17 protein-coding genes and 2 pseudogenes are annotated in these 19,459 nt (G+C 71.9%); 12 read left to right on the top strand and 7 right to left on the bottom strand.

The annotated features are described in order from the left end of the window. The first annotated feature begins 182 nt into the window (after positions 1 to 182). The 4 genes from aspA (at position 183) to OG819_RS58755 (ending at position 5,474) form a co-directional block, all read left to right on the top strand. On the top strand, positions 183 to 1,601 hold the full coding sequence (gene aspA, locus OG819_RS39735; protein WP_266632630.1) for an aspartate ammonia-lyase: 1,419 nt from the start codon (positions 183 to 185) through the stop codon (positions 1,599 to 1,601). A gap of 33 nt (positions 1,602 to 1,634) precedes the next feature. Continuing rightward, positions 1,635 to 2,594, top strand: coding sequence for a glutaminase (locus OG819_RS39730; RefSeq protein ID WP_266653955.1), 960 nt, complete (start codon positions 1,635 to 1,637; stop codon positions 2,592 to 2,594). An 85-nt stretch (positions 2,595 to 2,679) separates the two neighbouring features. Beyond that, on the top strand, positions 2,680 to 4,092 hold the full coding sequence (gene mptB / locus OG819_RS39725) for a polyprenol phosphomannose-dependent alpha 1,6 mannosyltransferase MptB (protein ID WP_266632634.1): 1,413 nt from the start codon (positions 2,680 to 2,682) through the stop codon (positions 4,090 to 4,092). Beyond that, positions 4,089 to 5,474 carry a glycosyltransferase 87 family protein gene (locus OG819_RS58755; protein WP_323138201.1) on the top strand — a complete coding sequence of 462 codons (1,386 nt, stop codon included), beginning with the start codon at positions 4,089 to 4,091 and terminating at the stop codon, positions 5,472 to 5,474. Before mptB ends, OG819_RS58755 begins: the two co-directional genes overlap by 4 nt. 56 nt (positions 5,475 to 5,530) lie before the next feature. On the opposite strand, the pseudogene OG819_RS39715 reads toward OG819_RS58755, so the two are convergent. The 3 genes and pseudogenes from OG819_RS39715 to OG819_RS39705 form a co-directional block, all read right to left on the bottom strand. Then, positions 5,531 to 6,367, bottom strand: a pseudogene (locus OG819_RS39715) (D-alanyl-D-alanine carboxypeptidase family protein); the annotation flags it as partial. 196 nt (positions 6,368 to 6,563) lie between these two features. Beyond that, the gene (gene rho / locus OG819_RS39710) at positions 6,564 to 7,706 is read right to left on the bottom strand and encodes a transcription termination factor Rho (protein WP_266632639.1); all 1,143 of its coding nucleotides are present in this window, start codon (positions 7,704 to 7,706) and stop codon (positions 6,564 to 6,566) included. 284 nt (positions 7,707 to 7,990) lie between these two features. Beyond that, the gene (locus OG819_RS39705) at positions 7,991 to 8,821 is read right to left on the bottom strand and encodes a bifunctional 2-polyprenyl-6-hydroxyphenol methylase/3-demethylubiquinol 3-O-methyltransferase UbiG (protein WP_266632641.1); all 831 of its coding nucleotides are present in this window, start codon (positions 8,819 to 8,821) and stop codon (positions 7,991 to 7,993) included. A 189-nt stretch (positions 8,822 to 9,010) separates the two neighbouring features. On the opposite strand from OG819_RS39705, the pseudogene OG819_RS39700 reads away from it, so the two are divergent. The 5 genes and pseudogenes from OG819_RS39700 to OG819_RS39680 form a co-directional block, all read left to right on the top strand. Further along, positions 9,011 to 9,376: pseudogene (locus OG819_RS39700) on the top strand (cytochrome P450); the annotation flags it as partial. 59 nt (positions 9,377 to 9,435) lie between these two features. Then, entirely contained in the window at positions 9,436 to 9,876 is a 441-nt protein-coding gene (locus tag OG819_RS39695) for a hypothetical protein (protein ID WP_266653953.1), read from the top strand. Between the two features lie 121 nt (positions 9,877 to 9,997). Further along, positions 9,998 to 10,735, top strand: a complete 738-nt coding sequence (locus tag OG819_RS39690; protein ID WP_266653951.1) for a YciI family protein — start codon at positions 9,998 to 10,000, stop codon at positions 10,733 to 10,735. Continuing rightward, entirely contained in the window at positions 10,732 to 11,073 is a 342-nt protein-coding gene (locus tag OG819_RS39685; RefSeq protein ID WP_266425924.1) for a YciI family protein, read from the top strand. The genes OG819_RS39690 and OG819_RS39685 overlap by 4 nt, the downstream gene beginning before the upstream one ends. Then, complete coding sequence (locus tag OG819_RS39680) at positions 11,070 to 12,377, top strand: RNA polymerase sigma factor (protein WP_266653949.1); 1,308 nt, start codon at positions 11,070 to 11,072, stop codon at positions 12,375 to 12,377. The genes OG819_RS39685 and OG819_RS39680 overlap by 4 nt, the downstream gene beginning before the upstream one ends. Here the strand turns inward: OG819_RS39680 and OG819_RS39675 are convergent. Beyond that, positions 12,352 to 13,107: an SDR family oxidoreductase gene (locus tag OG819_RS39675; protein ID WP_266655504.1), complete on the bottom strand. Its 756-nt coding sequence runs from the start codon at positions 13,105 to 13,107 to the stop codon at positions 12,352 to 12,354. The two genes, OG819_RS39680 and OG819_RS39675, sit on opposite strands and share 26 nt — an antisense overlap. A 304-nt stretch (positions 13,108 to 13,411) precedes the next feature. On the opposite strand from OG819_RS39675, the gene OG819_RS39670 reads away from it, so the two are divergent. Continuing rightward, positions 13,412 to 13,879 (top strand): hypothetical protein, encoded by a 468-nt coding sequence (locus tag OG819_RS39670; RefSeq protein ID WP_266653947.1) that lies wholly within the window; start codon positions 13,412 to 13,414, stop codon positions 13,877 to 13,879. 62 nt (positions 13,880 to 13,941) lie between these two features. After that, on the top strand, positions 13,942 to 14,634 hold the full coding sequence (locus tag OG819_RS39665) for an alpha/beta fold hydrolase (RefSeq protein ID WP_266653945.1): 693 nt from the start codon (positions 13,942 to 13,944) through the stop codon (positions 14,632 to 14,634). Here OG819_RS39665 and OG819_RS39660 read toward each other — a convergent pair. Next, positions 14,591 to 16,243 carry an alpha-amylase family glycosyl hydrolase gene (locus tag OG819_RS39660; protein WP_266653944.1) on the bottom strand — a complete coding sequence of 551 codons (1,653 nt, stop codon included), beginning with the start codon at positions 16,241 to 16,243 and terminating at the stop codon, positions 14,591 to 14,593. The genes OG819_RS39665 and OG819_RS39660 overlap by 44 nt on opposite strands. 54 nt (positions 16,244 to 16,297) lie before the next feature. On the opposite strand from OG819_RS39660, the gene OG819_RS39655 reads away from it, so the two are divergent. Next, the gene (locus OG819_RS39655; RefSeq protein WP_266653931.1) at positions 16,298 to 17,176 is read left to right on the top strand and encodes a class I SAM-dependent methyltransferase; all 879 of its coding nucleotides are present in this window, start codon (positions 16,298 to 16,300) and stop codon (positions 17,174 to 17,176) included. Between the two features lie 49 nt (positions 17,177 to 17,225). Here OG819_RS39655 and OG819_RS39650 read toward each other — a convergent pair whose 3' ends face one another. Together OG819_RS39650 and OG819_RS39645 are read right to left on the bottom strand one after the other, a co-directional pair. After that, complete coding sequence (locus OG819_RS39650) at positions 17,226 to 17,966, bottom strand: GntR family transcriptional regulator (RefSeq protein WP_266653929.1); 741 nt, start codon at positions 17,964 to 17,966, stop codon at positions 17,226 to 17,228. 170 nt (positions 17,967 to 18,136) lie between these two features. Beyond that, on the bottom strand, positions 18,137 to 19,303 hold the full coding sequence (locus tag OG819_RS39645; protein WP_266632660.1) for a serine hydrolase: 1,167 nt from the start codon (positions 19,301 to 19,303) through the stop codon (positions 18,137 to 18,139). Positions 19,304 to 19,459 lie beyond the last annotated feature (156 nt).

Here is a 19,459-nt window from a genome sequence, read left to right as displayed (position 1 = left end):
CGGTGGCCGGTGCGGGTCCGTTGTGGCTGGTCGCGCCCACGCGGCGGAGCCGCATGTTGTGACAGCCTCGCGCCCCTTAGGTTCGTGCGCCTCAGGGCTGGATCAGCGACTCGCCCCTGACCGGCCCGCTCGTACCCCTGACTCAATCCACCCTCACCTCTCCGAAAGAGGACCGCTCAGTCATGACCGTCGCCGTAGCACACCGCAGTGAACACGATCTGCTCGGGGACCGTGACGTCCCGGCCGAGGCGTACTGGGGCATCCACTCCCTGCGCGCCACCGAGAACTTCCCCATCACGGGAACGTCGATCTCCGCCTACCCGCATCTGATAGAGGCCCTGGCCGCCGTCAAGGAGGCCGCCGCCCGTGCCAACGAGGAACTCGGCCTGCTCGAGCCGGAGAAGGCCATGGCCATCGTCGCGGCCTGCCGGGAGATCCGCGCCGGCAAGCTGCACGACCAGTTCGTGGTCGACGTCATCCAGGGCGGCGCCGGTACCTCGACGAACATGAACGCCAACGAGGTCGTGGCCAACCGGGCGTTGGAGCTTCTCGGCCGGGCCAAGGGCGAGTACCGGTACCTGCACCCCAACGAGGACGTCAACCTCGGCCAGTCGACCAACGACGTCTACCCCACCGCCGTCAAGGTCGCCACCGTCTTCGCGGTGCGCGAGCTGCTCAAGGCGATGGCCGTGCTCCAGGACGCGTTCGCGGCCAAGGCCTTCGAGTTCCGTGACGTACTGAAGATGGGGCGTACGCAGCTCCAGGACGCGGTGCCGATGACGCTCGGGCAGGAGTTCTCGGCGTACGCGGTGATGCTCGACGAGGACCGCACCCGGCTCGCCGAGGCCGTCGAGCTGATCCACGAGATCAACCTCGGCGCCACGGCCATCGGCACCGGTCTCAACGCCCCCGCCGGATACGCGGAATCCGCCCGCCGCCACCTCGCCGCGATCACCGGACTGCCCCTGGTCACCGCCGCCAACCTGGTCGAGGCCACCCAGGACTGCGGCGCCTTCGTCCAGATGTCCGGCGTGCTCAAGCGGATCGCCGTGAAGCTGTCGAAGAGCTGCAACGACCTGCGGCTGCTGTCCTCCGGGCCGCGCGCGGGCCTGGGCGAGATCAACCTGCCGCCCGTACAGGCCGGTTCGAGCATCATGCCCGGCAAGGTCAACCCGGTGATTCCCGAGGTCGTCAACCAGGTCGCCTTCGAGGTGATCGGCAACGACGTCACCATCACCATGGCCGCGGAAGCGGGGCAGCTCCAGCTCAACGCCTTCGAGCCGATCATCCTGCACTCCCTGTCCGAGAGCATCACCCACCTGCGCGCCGCCTGCCTGACCCTCGCCGAGCGCTGTGTCACCGGGATCACCGCCAACACGGAGGTGCTGCGCGCCGCGGTCGAGAACTCCATCGGCCTGGTGACCGCCCTGAACCCGTACATCGGATACACGGCCGCCACCGACATCGCCAAGGAGGCCCTCGCCACCGGGCGCGGTGTCGCCGAACTCGTCCTGGAGAAGGGCCTGTTGCCCCCCGAGCGGCTGGCGGCGCTGCTGCGGCCCGAGGTGGTCGCGGGCAGCGGCACCCCGCAGGCGGTGTGACCCGATGCGCACCTGGACCGGCCCGGCGGCACAATGGTGATCATGGCTGTGTCTTCGTCGTATCCGCCGTATCCGTCGTCCCCGACCTTCCAGCCGGTCCTGGAGCGCATCGCCACCGAGATCGGGCAGACACCCGGCCGCGGGCGGCCCGCCGACTACATCCCGGCGCTGGCCGCCTGCGACCCCCGGCGTTTCGGCATGGCCGTGGCCGAGCTCGACGGCACGGTGTACGGCGTGGGGGACTGGCGGCAGCCGTTCTCCACGCAGTCCATCACCAAGGTCTTCACGCTCGCGCTCGACCTGGCCCGGGAGGGCGACGAGTTGTGGGAACACGTCGGCCGTGAGCCCTCCGGCAACCCCTTCAACTCGCTGGTGCAGCTGGAGTACGAGAACGGCATCCCGCGGAATCCCTTCATCAACGCGGGCGCCCTGGTCGTCACCGACCGGCTCCAGACCCGTACCGGCGACGCGGCCGGCACCCTGCTGGCCTTCCTCCGAACGGAGAGCGGCAACGCCGGCCTCACCTTCGACAAGGAGGTGGCCGCCTCCGAGGCCACCCACGGCGACCGCAACGCGGCCCTCGCCCACTTCATGGCCTCGTACGGCAACATCGACAACCCGGTGCCGACCCTCCTCGAGCAGTACTTCCGCCAGTGCTCGATCGAGGCGTCCTGCGCCGACCTCGCCCTCGCCACCAGCTTTCTCGCCCGGCACGGCCTGCGCGCCGACGGCTCCCGACTGCTCACCCAGAGCCAGGCCAAGCAGGTCAACGCGGTCATGCTGACCTGTGGCACGTACGACGCGGCGGGCGAATTCGCCTACCGCGTCGGCCTCCCCGGCAAGAGCGGCGTGGGCGGCGGCATCATCGCGGTGGTCCCCGGCCGCTGCACCCTGTGCGTCTGGAGCCCCGGCCTGGACGAGCGGGGCAACTCGGTGGCGGGAGTGGCGGCCCTGGACCGCTTCACGACACTGACGGGCGTCTCGGTCTTCTGAGCCACCACCCGGAGGTAACGCCGCATCCCCCGCCCGGAGGGCACCCCGTCGCTTTCCGGCCACCCACCCTTGACACGCTTGCCAAGTGTTGGCCAAGGCTCCCCTCGATCTCCACCGCTGTCAGGCCCTGGGCCTGACCGGTACCGCCTTCCTCGCGCTCGGCGGTGAGACGGCCGGCGCCCTGCCCACGCGGGACTTCCTTGCCCCCGGCTCGGCGCGTGCCGTACTAGGCGTGGTCGGGGTCTACTTCGGCGTCGTCCTGCTGATCGCCGCGTGGGCGCTGCTCGGCAAGGTCGTACGCGGCCCGCAGCCGCCGACCCCGCGCGCACTGCTACTGGTGCTCGCCGCGTGGGCGGCGCCGCTGCTTCTCGCACCACCGCTGTTCAGCCGGGACGTGTACAGCTATCTCGCGCAGGGCGCCATGGTCGACGCGCACATCGACGTCTACGCCAACGGGCCCGCGCAGCTCGGCGGCCCGCTCGCCGACGAGGTGGCGCCGGTGTGGCAGCAGACCGCGACGCCGTACGGCCCCGTCTTCCTCGCCGTCGTCTCCGCACTGTCCGGCCTCACCCGCGGGGAGATACCGGCCGGGCTGCTCGGCATGCGCCTGGTCGCGCTGCTCGGCGTCGGGCTGATGGCGGCGGCGCTGCCCCGCCTCGCCCGGCACAGTGGTGCCGATCCGGCGGCCGCGCTGTGGCTCGGCGCGCTCAACCCGCTCGTCCTGCTGCACCTGGTGGCAGGTGCGCACAACGACGCCATCATGCTCGGACTGCTCGGCGTCGGCCTGGTCGCCGCGCGCGGCCGATGGCACCTCCTGGGCGTCGTCCTGGTCACCCTCGCCGCGCTGGTCAAGGCGCCGGCCGTGCTCGGCCTGCTGGCGGTGGTGGCGATGCGCGGGCGCCGTGGAGTACTGCGTACGGTCTTGACCACGACCGGGGTCGCGCTCGCCACCACGGCCGTGGTGACCGCCGTGACGGGCACGGGGTACGGCTGGATAGCGGCCCTGAAGACCCCCGTCTCCCCGCAGAACTGGTCGCCCACCAGCGTGCTCGGCCGCGCCACCGGCGCCCTGCTCAAGGATCTCGGCAGCGGCCTCGCCCCGCTGGCGATGCCCGTCTGGCACGCGACCGGGCTGGTGGTGACCGTCCTGGTCGTCCTGTTCATCTGGCTGCGCCTGCGGCCTGGCCCCATCTACGCGCTGGGCCTGAGCCTGGGCGCGGTCGCCGTGTTCGGTCCCGCGATCCGGCCCTGGTACGCCCTGTGGGGCCTGTTCCTCATCGCCGCCGCGGCGCCCAACGGTTCGGTGCGCCACCGGGTCGCGGCCGTCAGCGGTGTCCTCGCGCTCGCTGTACTGCCCAGCGGCGGCCCGCCGGACGTCGATCAGGTGGTGCTGGCCGTCTCCGGCGGCGCGCTCGCCCTGGTCGTGCTCTGGCAGGCACGTCAGGCCGCCCGGGCCGAGGCGTCGGCGCCGCCGCCGGTGCTGGGACGGACGGCATGAGACCTCTGGACACCGACGGCCGGCGCCTGCTCGGACTGCTCTCACTCGCCGTCGCGGTGGGCGTGTTCACCGCGACCGTGCCGCTGCTGCGCGACTGGTTCGACCTGCGTGTCTACTACGGCACCGTAGACGCCTGGGTCCACCACGGCGGCCGCGTCTACGACTACTGGGTGCCGGGAACCACGTACGGATTCACCTATCCGCCGTTCGCGGCCCTCACCATGCTGCCGATGGCGCTGGTCGGGCTGCGCACGGCGATCGCCGTCTCCGTGGTGCTCAATCTCGCGGCACTGGCCGTCGTGGTGTGGATCCTGGTCGGGCCCGCGCTGCGCCGCTACGGCTGGTACGGCTGTGCCCTCGCGGCCTGTCTGCTGGCCCTGCTCGAACCGGTCCGCGACACCTTCAGCTTCGGGCAGGTCAACCTCCTGCTGCTGGCCCTCGTCCTGAGCGACGCCTGGCTGCTGTCCACCGGTCGGGGCCGCCGGGCGGGCGTCGGCATCGGGCTGGCCGCCGCGATCAAGCTCACCCCCGCGCTCTTCATCGGCCTGCTGCTGCTCGGCCGCCGCTGGCGCGCCGCCGGGGTCGCGACCGCCGTCGCCGCGGCGGCCACCGGTCTCGCGGCCTGGGCGGCGCCCGACGCCTCGCGTTTCTACTGGTCCGAGGCGCTGTGGGACACCAACCGCATCGGACGTCTCGCCTATGTCTCCAACCAGTCGTTGCAGGGCGTCCTGGCCCGGCTCGCCGCACCGGACGAACCGAGTCGGCCCGTGTGGGCGGCGGCCGCCCTGCTGGTCCTGTGCGTGTGGGCACGGCGGACCTCGCGGGCGCTGGCCGACGAGGACTGGACGGCCGCGTTCGCCCTCACCGGTCTCGCCGCCTGCCTCCTCAGTCCGATCACATGGGTGCACCACCTCGTCTGGCTGCTCCCGTCCTTCGCCGTACTGCTGCACCGGCACCGTGCGTGGGTCGCGGCGGCCCTCTACGTGGTGTTGTGCAGCAGTGTGGTGTGGCTGTGGTTCGACGACTCCTCCGGCCTCGACGGATTCCTCGGCAGCAACACGTACACATGGATCACGCTGGGGCTGCTGCTGTGGCTGCCGGCCGGTCAGTCGCGTGTGATCCGCACGCCCTTGAGACGCAGGGCGAGGGCGACTCCGCCCGCGCCGAGCCCCGCCGCGCCCAGGACCCCGGCCGCCTCCGGCCATCCGGAGCCGTCGCCGTTCGCGGACCCGGCCCTGGCCTGTACGGGCGAGGCGCCCGCCGCGGGGTCGGGCCGGGTGTCGACGAGCGATCCGACGGGTTCGACGTGCCCGGCTGCCGCGAAGCCCCAGTCGAGCAGCGAGCGGGCCTCCTCGTACACCGTGGTGCCGCCGCCCGTCTGAGGATTCATCACCGTGACGAGGAGGGTGCGTCCGCCCCGGTGCGCGGCGGCGACGAGTGTGTTGCCCGCGTTGGTGGTGTAGCCGTTCTTGACGCCGATCAGGCCCGGATAGCGCTCCACCCCGTCGGCGCCGGTCAGCAGCCGGTTGGTGTTCTGGATCTCGTACGGGTAGCCGTCGCCGGGGAAGGAGGCCTGGGCGGTGGAACAGTAGCGCGCGAAATCCGCGTTGCGCAGGCCGGCCCGTCCGAAGACCGCGAGGTCGTACGCCGACGAGACCTGGCCGGGGGAGTCATAGCCGTCGGGTGACTTGACGTGGGTGTCGAGGGCGCCCAGCGAGCGGGCCTTGGCCTGCATCCGGTCGGCCGTCCGCTGCCATCCGCCGTTCATCGCGGCCAGTACGTGCACGGCGTCGTTGCCGGAGTTGAGGAAGACGCCGCGCCACAGGTCGGACACGCGGTAGGTGTGCCCCGGGGCCACGCCCACCAGGCTGCTGCCGTCGCCGATGCCCTCGAGTTCCTCCTCCTTGACGGTGTGCTGGATGCCGCCGGGCAGTGCCGGGAGCACGGTGAGCGCGAACAGGGTCTTGAGGGTGCTGGCGGGCGGCAGCTTGCGGTGCGCATCGTGCGCGGCGAGCACCTCGCCGGTGCGTGCGTCGGCCACCAGCCAGGACAGTGCGGAGATGTCCGGCAGCTCGGGGGCGTCGGACCGTGTTCGTACCTGTGTCCCGGCCCGCTGGAGGTAGGGCGGCTGGGAGGCCGCCGCCCTCGGCAGGCCGGTACCAGGGCCGGCGAGGGCCGGACTCGGCGCGAGGGCCAGTACTCCGGCCACACAGAGGGCGGAGCAGGAGAAGGCGGTCAAGGAGACGACCGTTCGGGATGGGCATCCGATTGTCATACCGAAAACGTAGGAACGGAGTCGCCGTGCGCCGGGGTGCCAGGCCCGAGCGAGGGGATGCAGTACCCGGATGCCGCACGCGCGGAGGTCCGGGGCGGTTGGTCCGAGGCCGAGGTCCCGTGCGGTGGAGGCGGCCGGGGCCCGGTGCGGTGGAGGTGGGCCGAGGGCCGGCGGCGCGGTGGATCCGGAGTGGGGGTCAGGCGGTGGGCAGGGTCGGCTGGACCTGACGCAGGAAGGCCGCGTTGTCCGGGGTGGCGCGCAGCCGCTCCAGGAGGGTCTCCAGGGCGGCCTGGCCGTCCCGGGTCTGCAGGGCGCGTCGCAGGCCGCGTACGGTCGTCAACTCGGCCCCGGGCAGGAGCAGTTCCTCTCGGCGGGTGCCGGACGGGATGATGTCCACGGCCGGGAACAGGCGCCGTGAGGCGAGGGTCCGGTCGAGGCGGAGCTCCATGTTGCCGGTGCTCTTGAGCTCCTCGAAGAAGTAGTCGTCGGCGCGGGAGCCGGTCTCCACCAGGGCGGTGGCGAGGATGGTGAGCGAGCCGCCCTCCTCGGCGAGGCGCGCGGCTCCGAAGAACCGCTTGGGGCCGTGCACCGCGGCGGCGTCGACACCGCCGCTGAGGGTGCGGCCACCGGAGGCGGCCGCGTTGTTGTGGGCCCGGCACAGCCGGGTGAGCGAGTCCATCAGGATGACGACGTCCTCGCCCTGTTCGACGAGCCGCTTGGCACGCTCGACGACGAGCTCGGCGAGGGCGATGTGCTGCTTCGGCGTCTTGTCGAAGGTCGAGGCATAGACCTCGCCGCGGACGGAGCGCCGCATGTCGGTGACCTCTTCGGGCCGCTCGTCGAGCAGCAGCACGATCAGACGGCACTCGGGGTGGTTGCCCGCGACGGCGGCGGCCAGCTGCTGGAGCAGCACCGTCTTGCCGGTCTTGGGCGGGGCGACGATCAGGCCGCGCTGGCCCTTGCCGACGGGCGAGACCAGGTCGACGACGCGTCCGGCCATGCCGCTCGCCGGGTGCTCCAGGCGGAGCCGGTCGCGGGGGTGCAGCGGGGTGAGATCGCGGAAGTGCGGGCGGCGGCGCAGCTCTTCGGGGGTGCGGCCGTTGATCCGCTCGACCTCGGCAAGAGCGCGGGGTCCGCCGCATACGCCTTCGACGGTGTCGCCCTTGCGCAGGCCGTGACGGCGGATCAGCGCGGCGGAGACCTGGACGTCGGTCGGCGTGGGCAGGCAGCTCTCGGCGGCGCGCAGGTACCCCTGCCCGTTGTGCGCGATGTCCAGGACACCGGTGGCGTGGGCCGGGAGCTGCTTCTGTACAGGAGGGTGTTCCAGTGTGGTGGTCATGAGAGGGGGTCCTTTCGAGGACGGATTCATGAGGTCATGAGGAAGGGAGGGGATGTGCCGGGGGAGGCGGCGTGCTCACGCGTCCGTGCGGCGGGGAAGATCACCTGAAGGAGCTACGGGTGACCGTGCTCAGGAGGTGATGCGAAGAAGCTGGTCGCCCGGTCAGAACATGACGGACGCGTCAGCGAAAGAAGGAGAATCAGCACCGGCGCCCGAGACGGGGCGTACGCAAGTGCCGACCAAAGCATACCACGGCTTGAGCCGAATCGGCTGTGATCTGTCTCTCAGCGGCTCGCCAGGAGGCCGTACAGCAGCGGAATGCGTGGCTCGCCCTCCGGTAGACGCCACCAGCCGGACGGCGCTCGGACCATTTGCGGCCAGCGCGGCCAGGGAAGTTCGGCGCTCTCCCGAAGCCGGCGGATACCGAGCCCTGCCTGCGTCAACGCGTTGACGACCTCGTCCATTCCGTGCATCCACTCGTAACTGTCGGTCGCGCCCTCGACGGCCGGGCCGTCGGTGTACGTGTAGGTCGCGTTCCGGTGCACGGCGTCCCGGCCGCCCAGGTAGTCGTGGCGCAGCAGCAGTTCGGTGCCCTCTCCCTCGCCGGGCTTGGGACCCAGCGCGTTGAGCAGCGGATGGAACTCGGCGATGTACAACCGCCCGCCCGGCCGCAGCAGTCGAGCGATGACGGCGGCCCAGCGGTCCAGGTCGGGCAGATAGCACAGGGAGCCCTTGCCGGTGTAGACCACGTCGAACCGCCGCCCGTCCAGGGCCTCGACGGCGTCGTACACATTGGCCCATACGTAGGTCACGTCGGCGCCCGCCCGTGCCGCGATGTCGGCCGCGGCCACCACGGACGCCCCGGAGATGTCCAGTCCGACGGCCCGCGCGCCGCGCTGGGCGAAGGCGATCGTCTCGGTGCCGAGGTGACACTGGAGGTGGAGCACATCACGGTCGGCCAGCTCGCCGAGGTCCTCCCACTCGAAGGCCGCGAACCAGCGGGCCGGGTCGAGCTTCTCGCTCAGCCCGTAGAACCGGCTGGCGAGATGGACGGGGGTCCGCGCGTCCCAGTTGGCCTGGTTGGCCCGCATCATCCGCTCGTGCTCGTCGGTCATGGAACCATCCAACCGTGCACGGAGACGGATCGGGGAGAAGAACCGCGGATCGGCGTGTACGTCATCGCTGTCGGACACCGCGGTCGAGCGGGCAGAATCCTTCGTCGTAACGGCTCGCAGCGCGTACGCCCGACTCCCCGCCCCCGAAGGAGACCTCCGGTGGACACCTCTCCCGTCGCACCGCACCGCATGGACCCGGCCGGCGGCTGTCCGCACGCCGACAACGCGCGGCTGCTGGAGCGGAACGCCGTCGCGGCGGTGGTACTGCCCGGTGAGGTGGAGGGGATGGCGGTGCTCGGGCACGAGGCGTTGAAGGAGTTCCTCGGGCATCCCGAAGTCGCCAAGGGCGCCGAGCACTTCACCGAGTTGCGGGAGGGGCGGATAGCGCCCGGGTGGCCGCTCGCGACCTTCGCGACCGTACGCGGGATGACGACCGCGGACGGCGAGGACCACCGGCGGCTGCGGTCGCTGGTGAGCAAGGCGTTCACCGCGCGGCGGGCCGAGGAACTGCGGCCCCGGATCGAGGAGTTGACGGCGGAACTGCTCGAAGACCTCCAGGCGCGATCGCCGCGCTCCCCATCACCACGACCTCCCTCGCCGCCTTCATCGGCCCGGTGCTGCTGCTGGGCATCGGCTTCATCTGCGTCGTCTCCTCACTGACCTCGGCCGCCGTGAACGCCGTACCGATCCACATGACCGGCATGGCCAGCGGCGCCACCAGCCTCGTCCGCGAGTTCGGCCAGGGCCTGGGCCCCGCCGTCATCAGCACCATCGCGATGAGCGCCGCCTCCTCCGCCCTGCTGGGCAAGCTCAACGGCGCGGACGCCGGCATGGAGGCCGCCGCGGGCCCTCTCGCCGTCGTGGACGCGGGCAGCGACAGCGCCAGGGCCGCGGCGCAGACCGCGCTCGGCCACGGCATGGCCCTCGGCGTGGTGATCTGCGGCTGCGCCTCCCTGCTCGGCGCACTGGCCCCCCGGCTGCTGGTGCGCAAGAACACCGCCCGAGCGGAGGTCGGCGCCACGGGTGAGCCGTCGGTGCGGACGGCGACCGCGTAGCGCGGATCCTCACGAAGAGGCCGGGCCCGGGCCCCGACCTCTTCGTGCGTCCAGGGTGTCGATTCGGCGCGGCCCCGTTCGTCGGTGGGGTGTAGGAAGTTCATGAGCACCGGGAGGAACCATGAAATACATGCTGCTGGTCTGCGGCGACGACACCGCCGACGCGTCGGACATGGCGCCCGTGGAACCGTGGGTCGAAGAGCTCGGCGCCGAACGGGGCGTGCGGCTGCACGGCCACCGCCTCAGCGATCCCGCCGACGCCGTCACCGTGCGGGTCCGCGGCGGCGAGGTGCTGCGCACCGACGGGCCGTTCGCGGAGACGAAGGAGTACGTCGCCGGATACGACATCCTCGAGTGCGACAGTATGGAAGAGGCCGTCGAGGCGGCCGCCAAGCACCCCGTGGCATCCGTGGGGGCCATGGAGGTGCGCGCGTTCTGGGAGGACGAGGACGCCGACGGGGAGATCCGCCGACTCGACGACGAGCTGACGGCGGCCTTCCGTGAGCGGGACATCGACCGGAGGCTGGCCTGCCACACGCCGGACACGGAGGTCTTCCACCCCATGAGCGGCCTGGAGGAAGGCGGAATCGACGCCCTCCGCAAGGCCCAGGAGTGGTTCTACTCCACCGTGACCGGGCCCGTACGCCGCGAGGTGCTCGCCTTCCGTCTCCGCGTCGACGAGAGCGTCGCCTTCAGCCACGGACTCGTCCGGATCCGGGGCACGTTCACCACGGGCGAGCCGCTGGACAGCACGGCGCGCGTGACGACCGGCTACCGTGCGGTGGGAGACCGTTGGCTGATCGCCCACGAGCACGCGTCGGTCGCGTTCGACGCGGGCATCGAGGAGGGCCGGTCATGAAGTACGTCCTGTTCATCTGCACCCCCGTCGGCGGCGAGGAGCTGAGCCCCGAGGAGATCGCCGACGACCCCCGCTTCACCTCGTACATCGACGAGGTCCGAAGCCGCGACATCGTCAAGGGCGGCGCGCGCCTGCGGCCGTCCACCGACGCCACCACCGTCCGCGTCCAGGGCGACGAAGTCCTGCTCAGCGACGGGCCGTTCGTGGAGTCCAAGGAGTACGTGGCCGGCATCGACATCATCGAGGTCGCCGACCTCGACGAGGCCATCTCGCTCGCGTCCCGGCATCCGGCGGCGCTGGCCGGCGGCTCGGTCGAGGTGCGGCCGGTCTGGGAGTGAACGGCATCGGCGACGTGGAGGCGGCGGTCGCCGCCGCCTTCCACGAGGAATGGGGCCAGGTCGTCGCCACCCTGATCCGGGTGACCGGCGACTGGGACCTCGCCGAGGAGTGCGCGCAGGACGCCTTCGCCCAGGCCCTGGACCGGTGGCGGCGCGACGGAGTGCCGAGCCGCCCCGGCGCCTGGCTGACCACGACCGCGCGCCACCGGGCCCTGGACGTACTGCGCCGGGAGGCGGTGGGCGCTCAGAAGCTGCGGGAGGTGGCGGTGTTGGCGCGGGACGAGGGGCCCTACGACCCCGAGTACGACGGCGACGACAGCGGCGTCCGGGACGACCGGCTGCGCCTGATCTTCACCTGCTGCCACCCGGCGCTCCCCATCGAGGCCCGGGTGGCGCTGACCCTGCGCACCCTCGCCGGGCTCACCACCCCCGAGATCGCCCGCGCCTTCCTGGTGCCCGAAGCGACGATGGCGCAGCGCCTGGTGCGCGCCAAGCGGAAGATCCGCAACGCGGGCATCCCCTACCGCGTACCGCCCGCGCATCTGCTGCCCGAACGCACCACCGGCGTCCTCGGCGTGGTCTACCTGCTCTTCAACGAGGGGTACGCCGCCACGTCAGGCGTCGACCTGATGCGCACGAACCTCTGCGCGGAGGCCATCCGGCTCGCGCGTGTCCTGGCCCGCCTGATGCCCGACGAACCCGAGGTGCTCGGTCTGCTGGCCCTCCTGCTGCTGCACGACGCCCGGCGCGCCACCCGGGTGGACCCGGCCGGCGAGCTGGTGACCCTGGAGGAGCAGGACCGGACGGCCTGGGACAGGGCCGCCGTCGACGAGGGCGCCGCCCTCCTGGAGACCGCCCTGCGCCGCGGCCGCCCGGGGCCCTACCAGATCCAGGCCGCCATCGCCGCCTGCCACACCACCGCCGCGAGGGCCCAGGACACGGACTGGGCCGACATCGCCGCGCTGTACGGGGAACTGGCGCGTTTCGTGCCCTCCGCCGTGGTGCGGCTCAACCGTGCGGTGGCGGTGGGCATGTCCGAGGGCCCGGAAGCGGGGCTGGCGCTCGTCGCGGAGCTGGAGCGGGAGGGCGAGCTGGACGGCTACCACCTGCTGCCCGCCACCCGCGCGGATCTGCTGCGCCGCATGGGACGCCCGGCGGAGGCGGCCGAGGCGTACGGTCGGGCGCTGGAGCTCGTGGAGAACGCGGCCGAGCGGCGCTTTCTGGAAAAGCGGCTCGCGGAGTGCCGATCGGAGCAGGACCCGTCCGTCGACCGGGCGGTCACACGGGGTCGAGGGCGTTCGTGATCGCCTTCACCCCGCCGTGCGCCGAGTAGCCGCCGTCCACGGTGATCTCCGCGCCGTTCACGTACGACGACTCGTCGGAGAGTAGATAGACCACCAGAGGCGCCACCTCCTCGCAGCTGCCCGGGCGGCCCTGTGGAGTCATCGAGAGGTGTGCCTGGGTGAAGACCGGGTTCGCCGTCGCCATCAGGGGAGTCTCGATGTAGCCGGGGTGGACGAGGTTCGTACGGATGCCGCGCGGCGCCAGTTCCGGCGCGGCCACCTTGGACAGGCCTCGCAGCGCCCACTTGCTCGCCGTGTACGCGATCGCGTGATGGGCGGTGAGAGCGGCCACCGATCCGACGTTCACGATCGAGGCCCCGGCGGGCATCAGCGGGGCGAGGGTCTGGATGCCGAGCATCGGGCCGGTGGTGTTCACCGCGAACGCCCGGTTCCAGTCGGCGAGTTCGACCGCGCCGAGGCGGGCGCGCATGGGGATCCCGGCGTTGTTGACCAGCCCGTGCACGGCCTCCAGGGAGCTCGCCAGGTCCGCCCAGTCCGCCGGGGACGACACGTCCAGGTGGTGGTAGCGCACGTCGAGGCCGTCGGCGCGCAGGGCGGCGGCGAGTTTCTCGCCGGGCTCGTCGAGGACGTCCGTCGCGACGACCGAGGCCCCCTCGTGGGCCGCCGCCGCCACCTCCTGTGCGGCTCCGGTGATGACGACGGTACGACCGGCCAGGCGCGTGCGGCTCACGGCTTCCTCCAAGGGGGTGGGGGTTCGCTCCCCACGCTGGGAAGCCGGGGCCAGCTCCGGAAACGCGCGTTCGCCATGGCTGGCATCCACGTCCGCGATCTGCGTGGGCGCGGGATCGTCCAGCGACGCGCCCACCTTGCGGACGGTCTCCCGCAGCCACCGGTGCGCGGGATCCGCGTGCCGGTTGTGGTGCCAGTACATGGCCTCCACGAGCGGCACGTCCGGGAACGGTGTCGGTACGACGGCACAGCGGGCGAAGCCCTCGTAGCGCCGGGCGAGCCGCTCGGGCACGTTGAAACCGGGCGTGCTGACCTGCACCCTGGGCGACGCCTCCTTCGACCCGACCTCGGTCCACACGGCCGACGGGGCCGCCACCTTCACCTCCATCGCGCTGGCGGGCGACTTCTACAACGGCATGCGCGCGGGCAAGAACATGGTCCTCACCTTCGAGGGCTCGACCGTGGAGGGCGTCATCTCGGCCACGAAGGCCGAGCACCGCGTCAGCACGATCGACTCCTCGAACTTCTACGAGCTGGGCCAGGTCACCAACACCGTCCGGCCCGCTGTCAACAATGGCGTGATCGTGCAGCTGAACCGCGGCTCGACCTGGACCGTGACCGGCACCTCGCACCTGACCAGGCTGACCGTCGCCACCGACGCGGCGCTGCGGGCGGCGAACGGCAAGGCTGTGACCATGACGGTCGACGGCACGCAGAGGGCCATCGAGGCAGGCGGCGACTATTCCGGCGCGATCGTCCTCACGGTCGGCTGAGCAGCCGGGGGCGTCCGAGGCCGAAGCCCGGCGGGCGATGACCGACGCATATCCTCTCCCGCATGGTTGATCGTCTTACGGTGGATGTGGGAGGGGTCCGGCTCGTCTGCCAGGTGTGGGGTCAGGAGTCCGCTCCGCCGCTCGTCCTGTTGCACGCGCTCGGCGAGGACAGCACCGACTGGGCCGAGGTGATGCCCGCCCTCGTCCGCGGACGACGGGTGTACGCCCTCGATCTGCGCGGCCACGGACGGAGCGACTGGCCGGGGGAGTACTCGCTCGAACTCATGCGTGCCGACGTGCTCCGGTTCCTCGACGTGCTGGGACTCGGCACGGTGGACCTGATCGGTCACTCCATGGGCGGGGTCGTGGCCTATCTGCTCGCGCAGGAGCGACCGGAGCGGGTGGGCCGGCTCGTCCTGGAGGACGTACCGGTTCCACGGCCCCGCGAGAAGACCACCCCGACCAGGCCGGACGGCGAGCTCACCTTCGACTGGGACATGGTGTCGGCCATCAGAAGGCAGATCGACACGCCCGACCCGGCGTGGCTCGAGGGGCTGAGCAGGATCACCGCCGACACACTCGTGCTGGCCGGCGGCCCCGGCAGCCATGTGCCCCAGGACGGCATCGCCGAACTCGCCCGCCGTGTCCCCGGCGGGCGAGTCGTCACGATCCCCGTCGGACACCTCATCCACAGCGCGGCGCCTCAGGCGTTCACGGAGGCGGTGTGCGCGTTCCTGGACGAGTCCAGGTCCTAGGGCCGGACAGGTGCTGGCGGTCGGTGCCGAGGTCGAGGATCCCGTACCCGAATCCCTCGGCGGTGATCGTGGAGCCGCTCACCATGACCCCGTCGGCCTCCAGGGGCGCCCCTGCGCGGGCACCGTCGTAGGTGCAACTCGCCTTCTGCTCCTTCGGGTTGATGACCACGAGGTACCTTCCGCCGCGCAGGTACACGAACGGATGGCCGGCGTGCAGCACCTCCACCGAGCCCCGGGAGCCGAGTTCCGGGATGTGGGTGCGGAGGGTGATGAGGCGGCGTACGAGGTGGAGGAGCGAGGCCTCGTCGGCGTGTTGGGCGGCGACGGTCGGGCGGGTGGGGGACGGGTCGACGGGGAGGTAGAGACGGTCCGGTGCGGCGGTGGAGAAACCGGCGTTTGGGCCCTCGTCCCACTGCATCGGCGTGCGGGAGCCCGCGCGGTTGTAGCGGGGGCCGAGGACGCTGCCCTCCTTGTCGGGCAGGCCCGGAAGGTAGCGCATGCCGATCTCGTCGCCGTAGTAGATCGCCGGGAGCGTCGGCCAGGTGAGCTGGAACGCGAAGGCGGCGGGCAGTTGCTCGGGCGTGCGCGGGCCGCAGTTGAGGCGGGAGAAGTCGTGGTTGGCCGTGGGGAGGGAGATGAAACCGCTCGCGCCGAGCGCGCTGGACGCCTTCTCCCAGGCTTTGAGGAAGGGGCGCGGCGAACCCCGGCCGCTTCGGTCGAAGAAGCAGTCGAGCGGGTCCCAGCTCTCGTTGACCGTCCCCTCGTCGTTGCTCCACAGCGAGCGCAGGGCGAGGCCGTCGGTGGGGCCGCCGAACTGCAGGAAGAAGTCCGCGTGGAAGCCCGCAGGGACGGACACCTCCGGTTCGCCCCACTCCGAGAGCAGCACCGCGTCCGGATGCGTGGCGTCCAGCCAGTGGCGCAACTCGCTCCAGACCTCGGCGGTTTCCGTCTTGTCCGCGTCGTCCTTGACGAGCGACGCGGCCATGTCGACACGGAAGCCGGACAGGCCGAGACCCAGCCAGTGGTCCATGATCGTGCGCAGCGCCGCCCGGTTGGCGCGCGGTCCGTCCGCGTCGACCGGCCGGCGCCAGGGCTCGGCCGGATCCGACCGCGCGTAGCCGAAGTTGAGGGCGGGCTGGAAGGCGAAGAAGTTCGGAAGGTACGCGCCGGGGCGGGTGCCGGGGGAGGGGACGAAGCCGTCGGGCCGGCCCTCGGACGCCCAGATGTACCGGTCGTCGGCCGGATCGTTCGCGGCGGCCTTGAACCATGGGTGCTCGTCGGAGGTGTGACCGGCCACGAGATCCAGCAGGACCCGGATGCCGCGCCGGCCCGCCTCGTCGACCAGCTTGGCCAGGTCGTCCAGGGAGCCGTAGCGGGGTGCGACGGCCAGGTAGTCGCAGACGTCGTACCCGGCGTCGCGGAACGGTGAGGCGAAGCACGGGTTCAGCCACACGGTGTTCACGCCCAGCCACGCGAGGTGGTCGAGACGCTCGGCGATCCCGTTGAAGTCGCCGATGCCGTCGCCGTTGGAGTCGGCGAAGGACTGCGGATAGATCTGGTAGAAGACGGCGTCGGCCAGCCAGGCGGGGGCGGGACGGAACGAAGTCATGAACGGGACCCTAGACCGACGCCCGGGGCGCGCGCTGCCCCTAAGCTGAGGGTGATGTTCACCCCGCAAGGTCCCACTCTCCGCGAACTGGTCGCGCAGGCACTGTCCTCCGTCGAGCACGGCTATGACCTGCTCGCACCCAAGTTCGACCACACGCCGTTCCGGACCCCGGACTCGGTCCTCGACGCCGTGGCCCGTGCACTGGGCCCCATCGGCCCGTTCGACCACGGTCTCGACCTGTGCTGCGGCACCGGCGCGGGCATGGAGGTGCTGAGCGGACTGTGCCGGGGGAGTGTCACCGGGATCGACATCAGCGCGGGGATGCTGGCCGTGGGGCGGGAGCGGGCGGGTACGGGGGGATCGAAGCGTACGGATGCGGACGCGCCGGGGGGTGCGCGCCCCGGCGGCCGAACGCGCCCGTGGCCCGGCGCGTGGGCGGAGGCGGGCCCGGGATCGTACGAGGGCGTGGACCAGGGGACGCCGCCACACCTCGCATGGGTACGGGGTGACGCGCGGGCCCTGCCCTTCGGTCCCGTCTTCGACCTCGTCGTCAGCTTCGGCGCGTTCGGGCACTTCCTGCCGCGCGAGCTGCCGGGCCTGTTCGCCCAGGTCCACTCCGTCCTGCGACCGGGCGGGCGCTTCGCGTTCCCCATCACGGCCCCGCCCCGCCCGAGCTCGCCCTGGTACTGGGCCCTGCTGGGCTTCGACGCGGGGATGCGGGTGCGCAACGCCGTCTGGCGGCCACCGTTCGTCATGTACTACCGGGCCTTCCGGCTCGGCGACGTACAGCGGGAGCTGACGCGGGCGGGGTTCGAGGTGGAGCTCCAGACGCTGCCCGAGTTCGGGTGGCGGCGTGACGGCAGCCCGCGCTGCCGGATGGTCGTGGCCGCCCGAAGCGGCGGCGCCCCCTCCGCCGCTTCCGGTTCCGACTGACCCGCGCTGTTGCCGTCCGCGCCGACAGCCGCCAGTCCCAGGACCGGAGTCACCCGGCCGCCGGCAGTGTGAACTCGTAGACCAGGGCGTCCTGTTGGGCCTCCACCACCAGTTCGGTGATCTCCAGGGGGCGGTCGTACTGGTCGTGCACGCGCCGGGTGACCCGCACGGACTGCGGGAGCCTGGTGATCGCGTCCCGGTGGTGCAGGGTCAGCCCGGCCTTGCGCATCCAGTCGTACGCCCGCCGCAGCTGCGCCGACGCGGAGCCGTCCGCGCGGTCGCGATAGCGGGCGAGCTCCTCGACCTCGGTCACGGCGACGGCGGAGAACGAGGTGAAGGCCGTACGCAGTCCGCTGCCGTCCGCCGCGGCCGACTCGTAGCGATGGACGAGGGTCGGCCGGGTCGGCGCGAGCCCCAGCGCCTCGGCGTGCTCCGGCGGGGGAGCCTCCCAGGTGACGCTGGCGCGGTGGACGGCGCAGGGCTCGGCGGTGTGCGCGCCTACGGGGAAGTCGAGTGAGGGGATGTGCTCGGCCGTGGTGCCGGGCAGGGTGGCGTGGCTGCCACGCCGGTCGGTGGAGACGAGGCCGTCGCGCCGCAGCCGCTGCAACGCCTGGCGTACCGTCTCGCGGCTGACGCCGAAGCGCGTGGCCAACTCCCTTTCTCCCGGAAGTCGTTCACCGGGCTGAACGGTCCCGTCGCGCAGATCGCCGAGCAATTGTGCGGCGATCCGCGCGTAACGGGGCTCCTGGTCGGACGGGTGGGTACTGGTTGGACCGGTGGTGCGGGCCATGTCCGCGCCTCCTGCGAGGTGACCGTGATGAGCGGGTGATCGTGGTGACAAAACGTAGCCATGCGGGCTCTGTGCGCCACTAGATCTAGCATTGGTCTAAACCACGAGGGAAGAGCGGTCGGACGGTTCGGCCGGTTTCAGCCCGCACCCACCGGGCGTCGAAAGCGCGCTCAGAGCGCGCTGTACAGGGCGTCCACAAGCGCCATCTTCCTTGGATCGTCGGCGATGTGAGGGCCCATCCGGTTCATGACGTAACCCAGGGAGAGGCCCGACTCCGGGTCGGCGAGACCACAGGACCCGCCGAAGCCGTCGTGTCCGAAAGCCCTCGGGTTGGGGCCGTACGAGCCATTGGGTCCACTCAGCCACAGCCCGAGACCGGTCTCCGTCTCGTGCGCGAACCCGGCGCCCAGCACCAGGTCCCGGCAGCTGCCCTGCCCCTCGCGCACCCGCTCGGCGGCCTCCGGGGAGAGCACCTGACGGGAACCGTACGACCCGCGCCCGGCGAAGATCCCGTACAGCGCCGCGACCGCCCGGGCCGTGCCGTGGCCGTTCGCCGCCGGTATCTCGGCGGCCCGCCACCGGGCCGTGTTGGCCTCGGCGGCGCCGACCGGCGGGTTGGCGAGGGCGGCCACCGCCGCCGGCGCCAACTGGGCGAAGATCGCGGCCTGTTCACTGCTCGACGTGACCGGCGGATGCACCAGCTCGGCCGCCCGGCCGGCCTCCTTCTCCGGCAGTCCGATGGTGAAGTCGATCCCGAGCGGCCCGGTCACCTCCCGCTCCAGGAACGCGCCCGGCCGGAGTCCAGAGACCCGCCGCACCACCTCTCCCACCAGATGGCCGAAGGTGAGCGCGTGGTACCCGGACCGGGTCCCCGGCTCCCACCAGGGCTCCTGCGCCGCCAGCCGCTCGACGGTCAGCTCCCAGTCGCACAGCTGGTCCAGGTCGTGCGGCTCGCGCAGCCCGGCCAGCCCCGCGCGGTGCGACAGCAGATGCCGTACGAGCACGGACTCCTTGCCCGCCGCCGCGAACTCCGGCCAGTACGCGGCCACCGGGGCGTCGAGGTCGAGCAGCCCGCGATCGGCCAGGATGTGCGCGCACAGCGAGGTCGGGCCCTTGGACGTCGACCAGACGTTGACCAGCGTCTCGCGCTCCCAGGGCCGGGTGCGCGCCGCGTCGGCCCAACCGCCCCACAGGTCGACCACCGTCTCACCGCCGAGCGTGACGGCCACGGCCGCGCCGAGCTCGTCGCGGCCCTGGAAGTTCTCCTCGAACGCGGTGCGCACCGCCGCGAAGCGGGCGTCGCAGTGGCCGTGAACAAGTGGCGCGGGCCGGGTCATGGGACCTCCGTCATCCGTAGGGATTCCGGCCCCGAACATACCGACTGGTCGGACTGGGTGGAAGTGATGTGACGGCATCCGTCTTCGCGTGTGTCGCGGCCGCTCGTCGTTCCTTTACCGCCCCATCTTCCGGATGTCACCCAACACCCCTACGCT

The sequence above is a fragment of the Streptomyces sp. NBC_01549 genome (assembly GCF_026339955.1).
Taxonomy (GTDB): Bacteria; Actinomycetota; Actinomycetes; order Streptomycetales; family Streptomycetaceae; genus Streptomyces.
The sequence above is the reverse complement of the archived record's forward strand: the minus strand, read 5'-3'. Positions and strand labels throughout refer to the sequence as shown.

What these genes read in the sequence shown, in the direction of transcription:
- aspA (WP_266632630.1), top strand. Translation starts at nt 183, where the DNA reads ATGACCGTCGCCGTAGCACACCGCAGTGAACACGATCTGCTCGGGGAC.
- OG819_RS39730 (WP_266653955.1), top strand. Translation starts at nt 1,635, where the DNA reads ATGGTGATCATGGCTGTGTCTTCGTCGTATCCGCCGTATCCGTCGTCC.
- OG819_RS58755 (WP_323138201.1), top strand. Translation starts at nt 4,089, where the DNA reads ATGAGACCTCTGGACACCGACGGCCGGCGCCTGCTCGGACTGCTCTCA.
- rho (WP_266632639.1), bottom strand. Translation starts at nt 7,706, where the DNA reads ATGACCACCACACTGGAACACCCTCCTGTACAGAAGCAGCTCCCGGCC.
- OG819_RS39705 (WP_266632641.1), bottom strand. Translation starts at nt 8,821, where the DNA reads ATGACCGACGAGCACGAGCGGATGATGCGGGCCAACCAGGCCAACTGG.
- OG819_RS39690 (WP_266653951.1), top strand. Translation starts at nt 9,998, where the DNA reads ATGAAATACATGCTGCTGGTCTGCGGCGACGACACCGCCGACGCGTCG.
- OG819_RS39685 (WP_266425924.1), top strand. Translation starts at nt 10,732, where the DNA reads ATGAAGTACGTCCTGTTCATCTGCACCCCCGTCGGCGGCGAGGAGCTG.
- OG819_RS39665 (WP_266653945.1), top strand. Translation starts at nt 13,942, where the DNA reads ATGGTTGATCGTCTTACGGTGGATGTGGGAGGGGTCCGGCTCGTCTGC.
- OG819_RS39660 (WP_266653944.1), bottom strand. Translation starts at nt 16,243, where the DNA reads ATGACTTCGTTCCGTCCCGCCCCCGCCTGGCTGGCCGACGCCGTCTTC.
- OG819_RS39655 (WP_266653931.1), top strand. Translation starts at nt 16,298, where the DNA reads ATGTTCACCCCGCAAGGTCCCACTCTCCGCGAACTGGTCGCGCAGGCA.
- OG819_RS39650 (WP_266653929.1), bottom strand. Translation starts at nt 17,966, where the DNA reads ATGGCCCGCACCACCGGTCCAACCAGTACCCACCCGTCCGACCAGGAG.
- OG819_RS39645 (WP_266632660.1), bottom strand. Translation starts at nt 19,303, where the DNA reads ATGACCCGGCCCGCGCCACTTGTTCACGGCCACTGCGACGCCCGCTTC.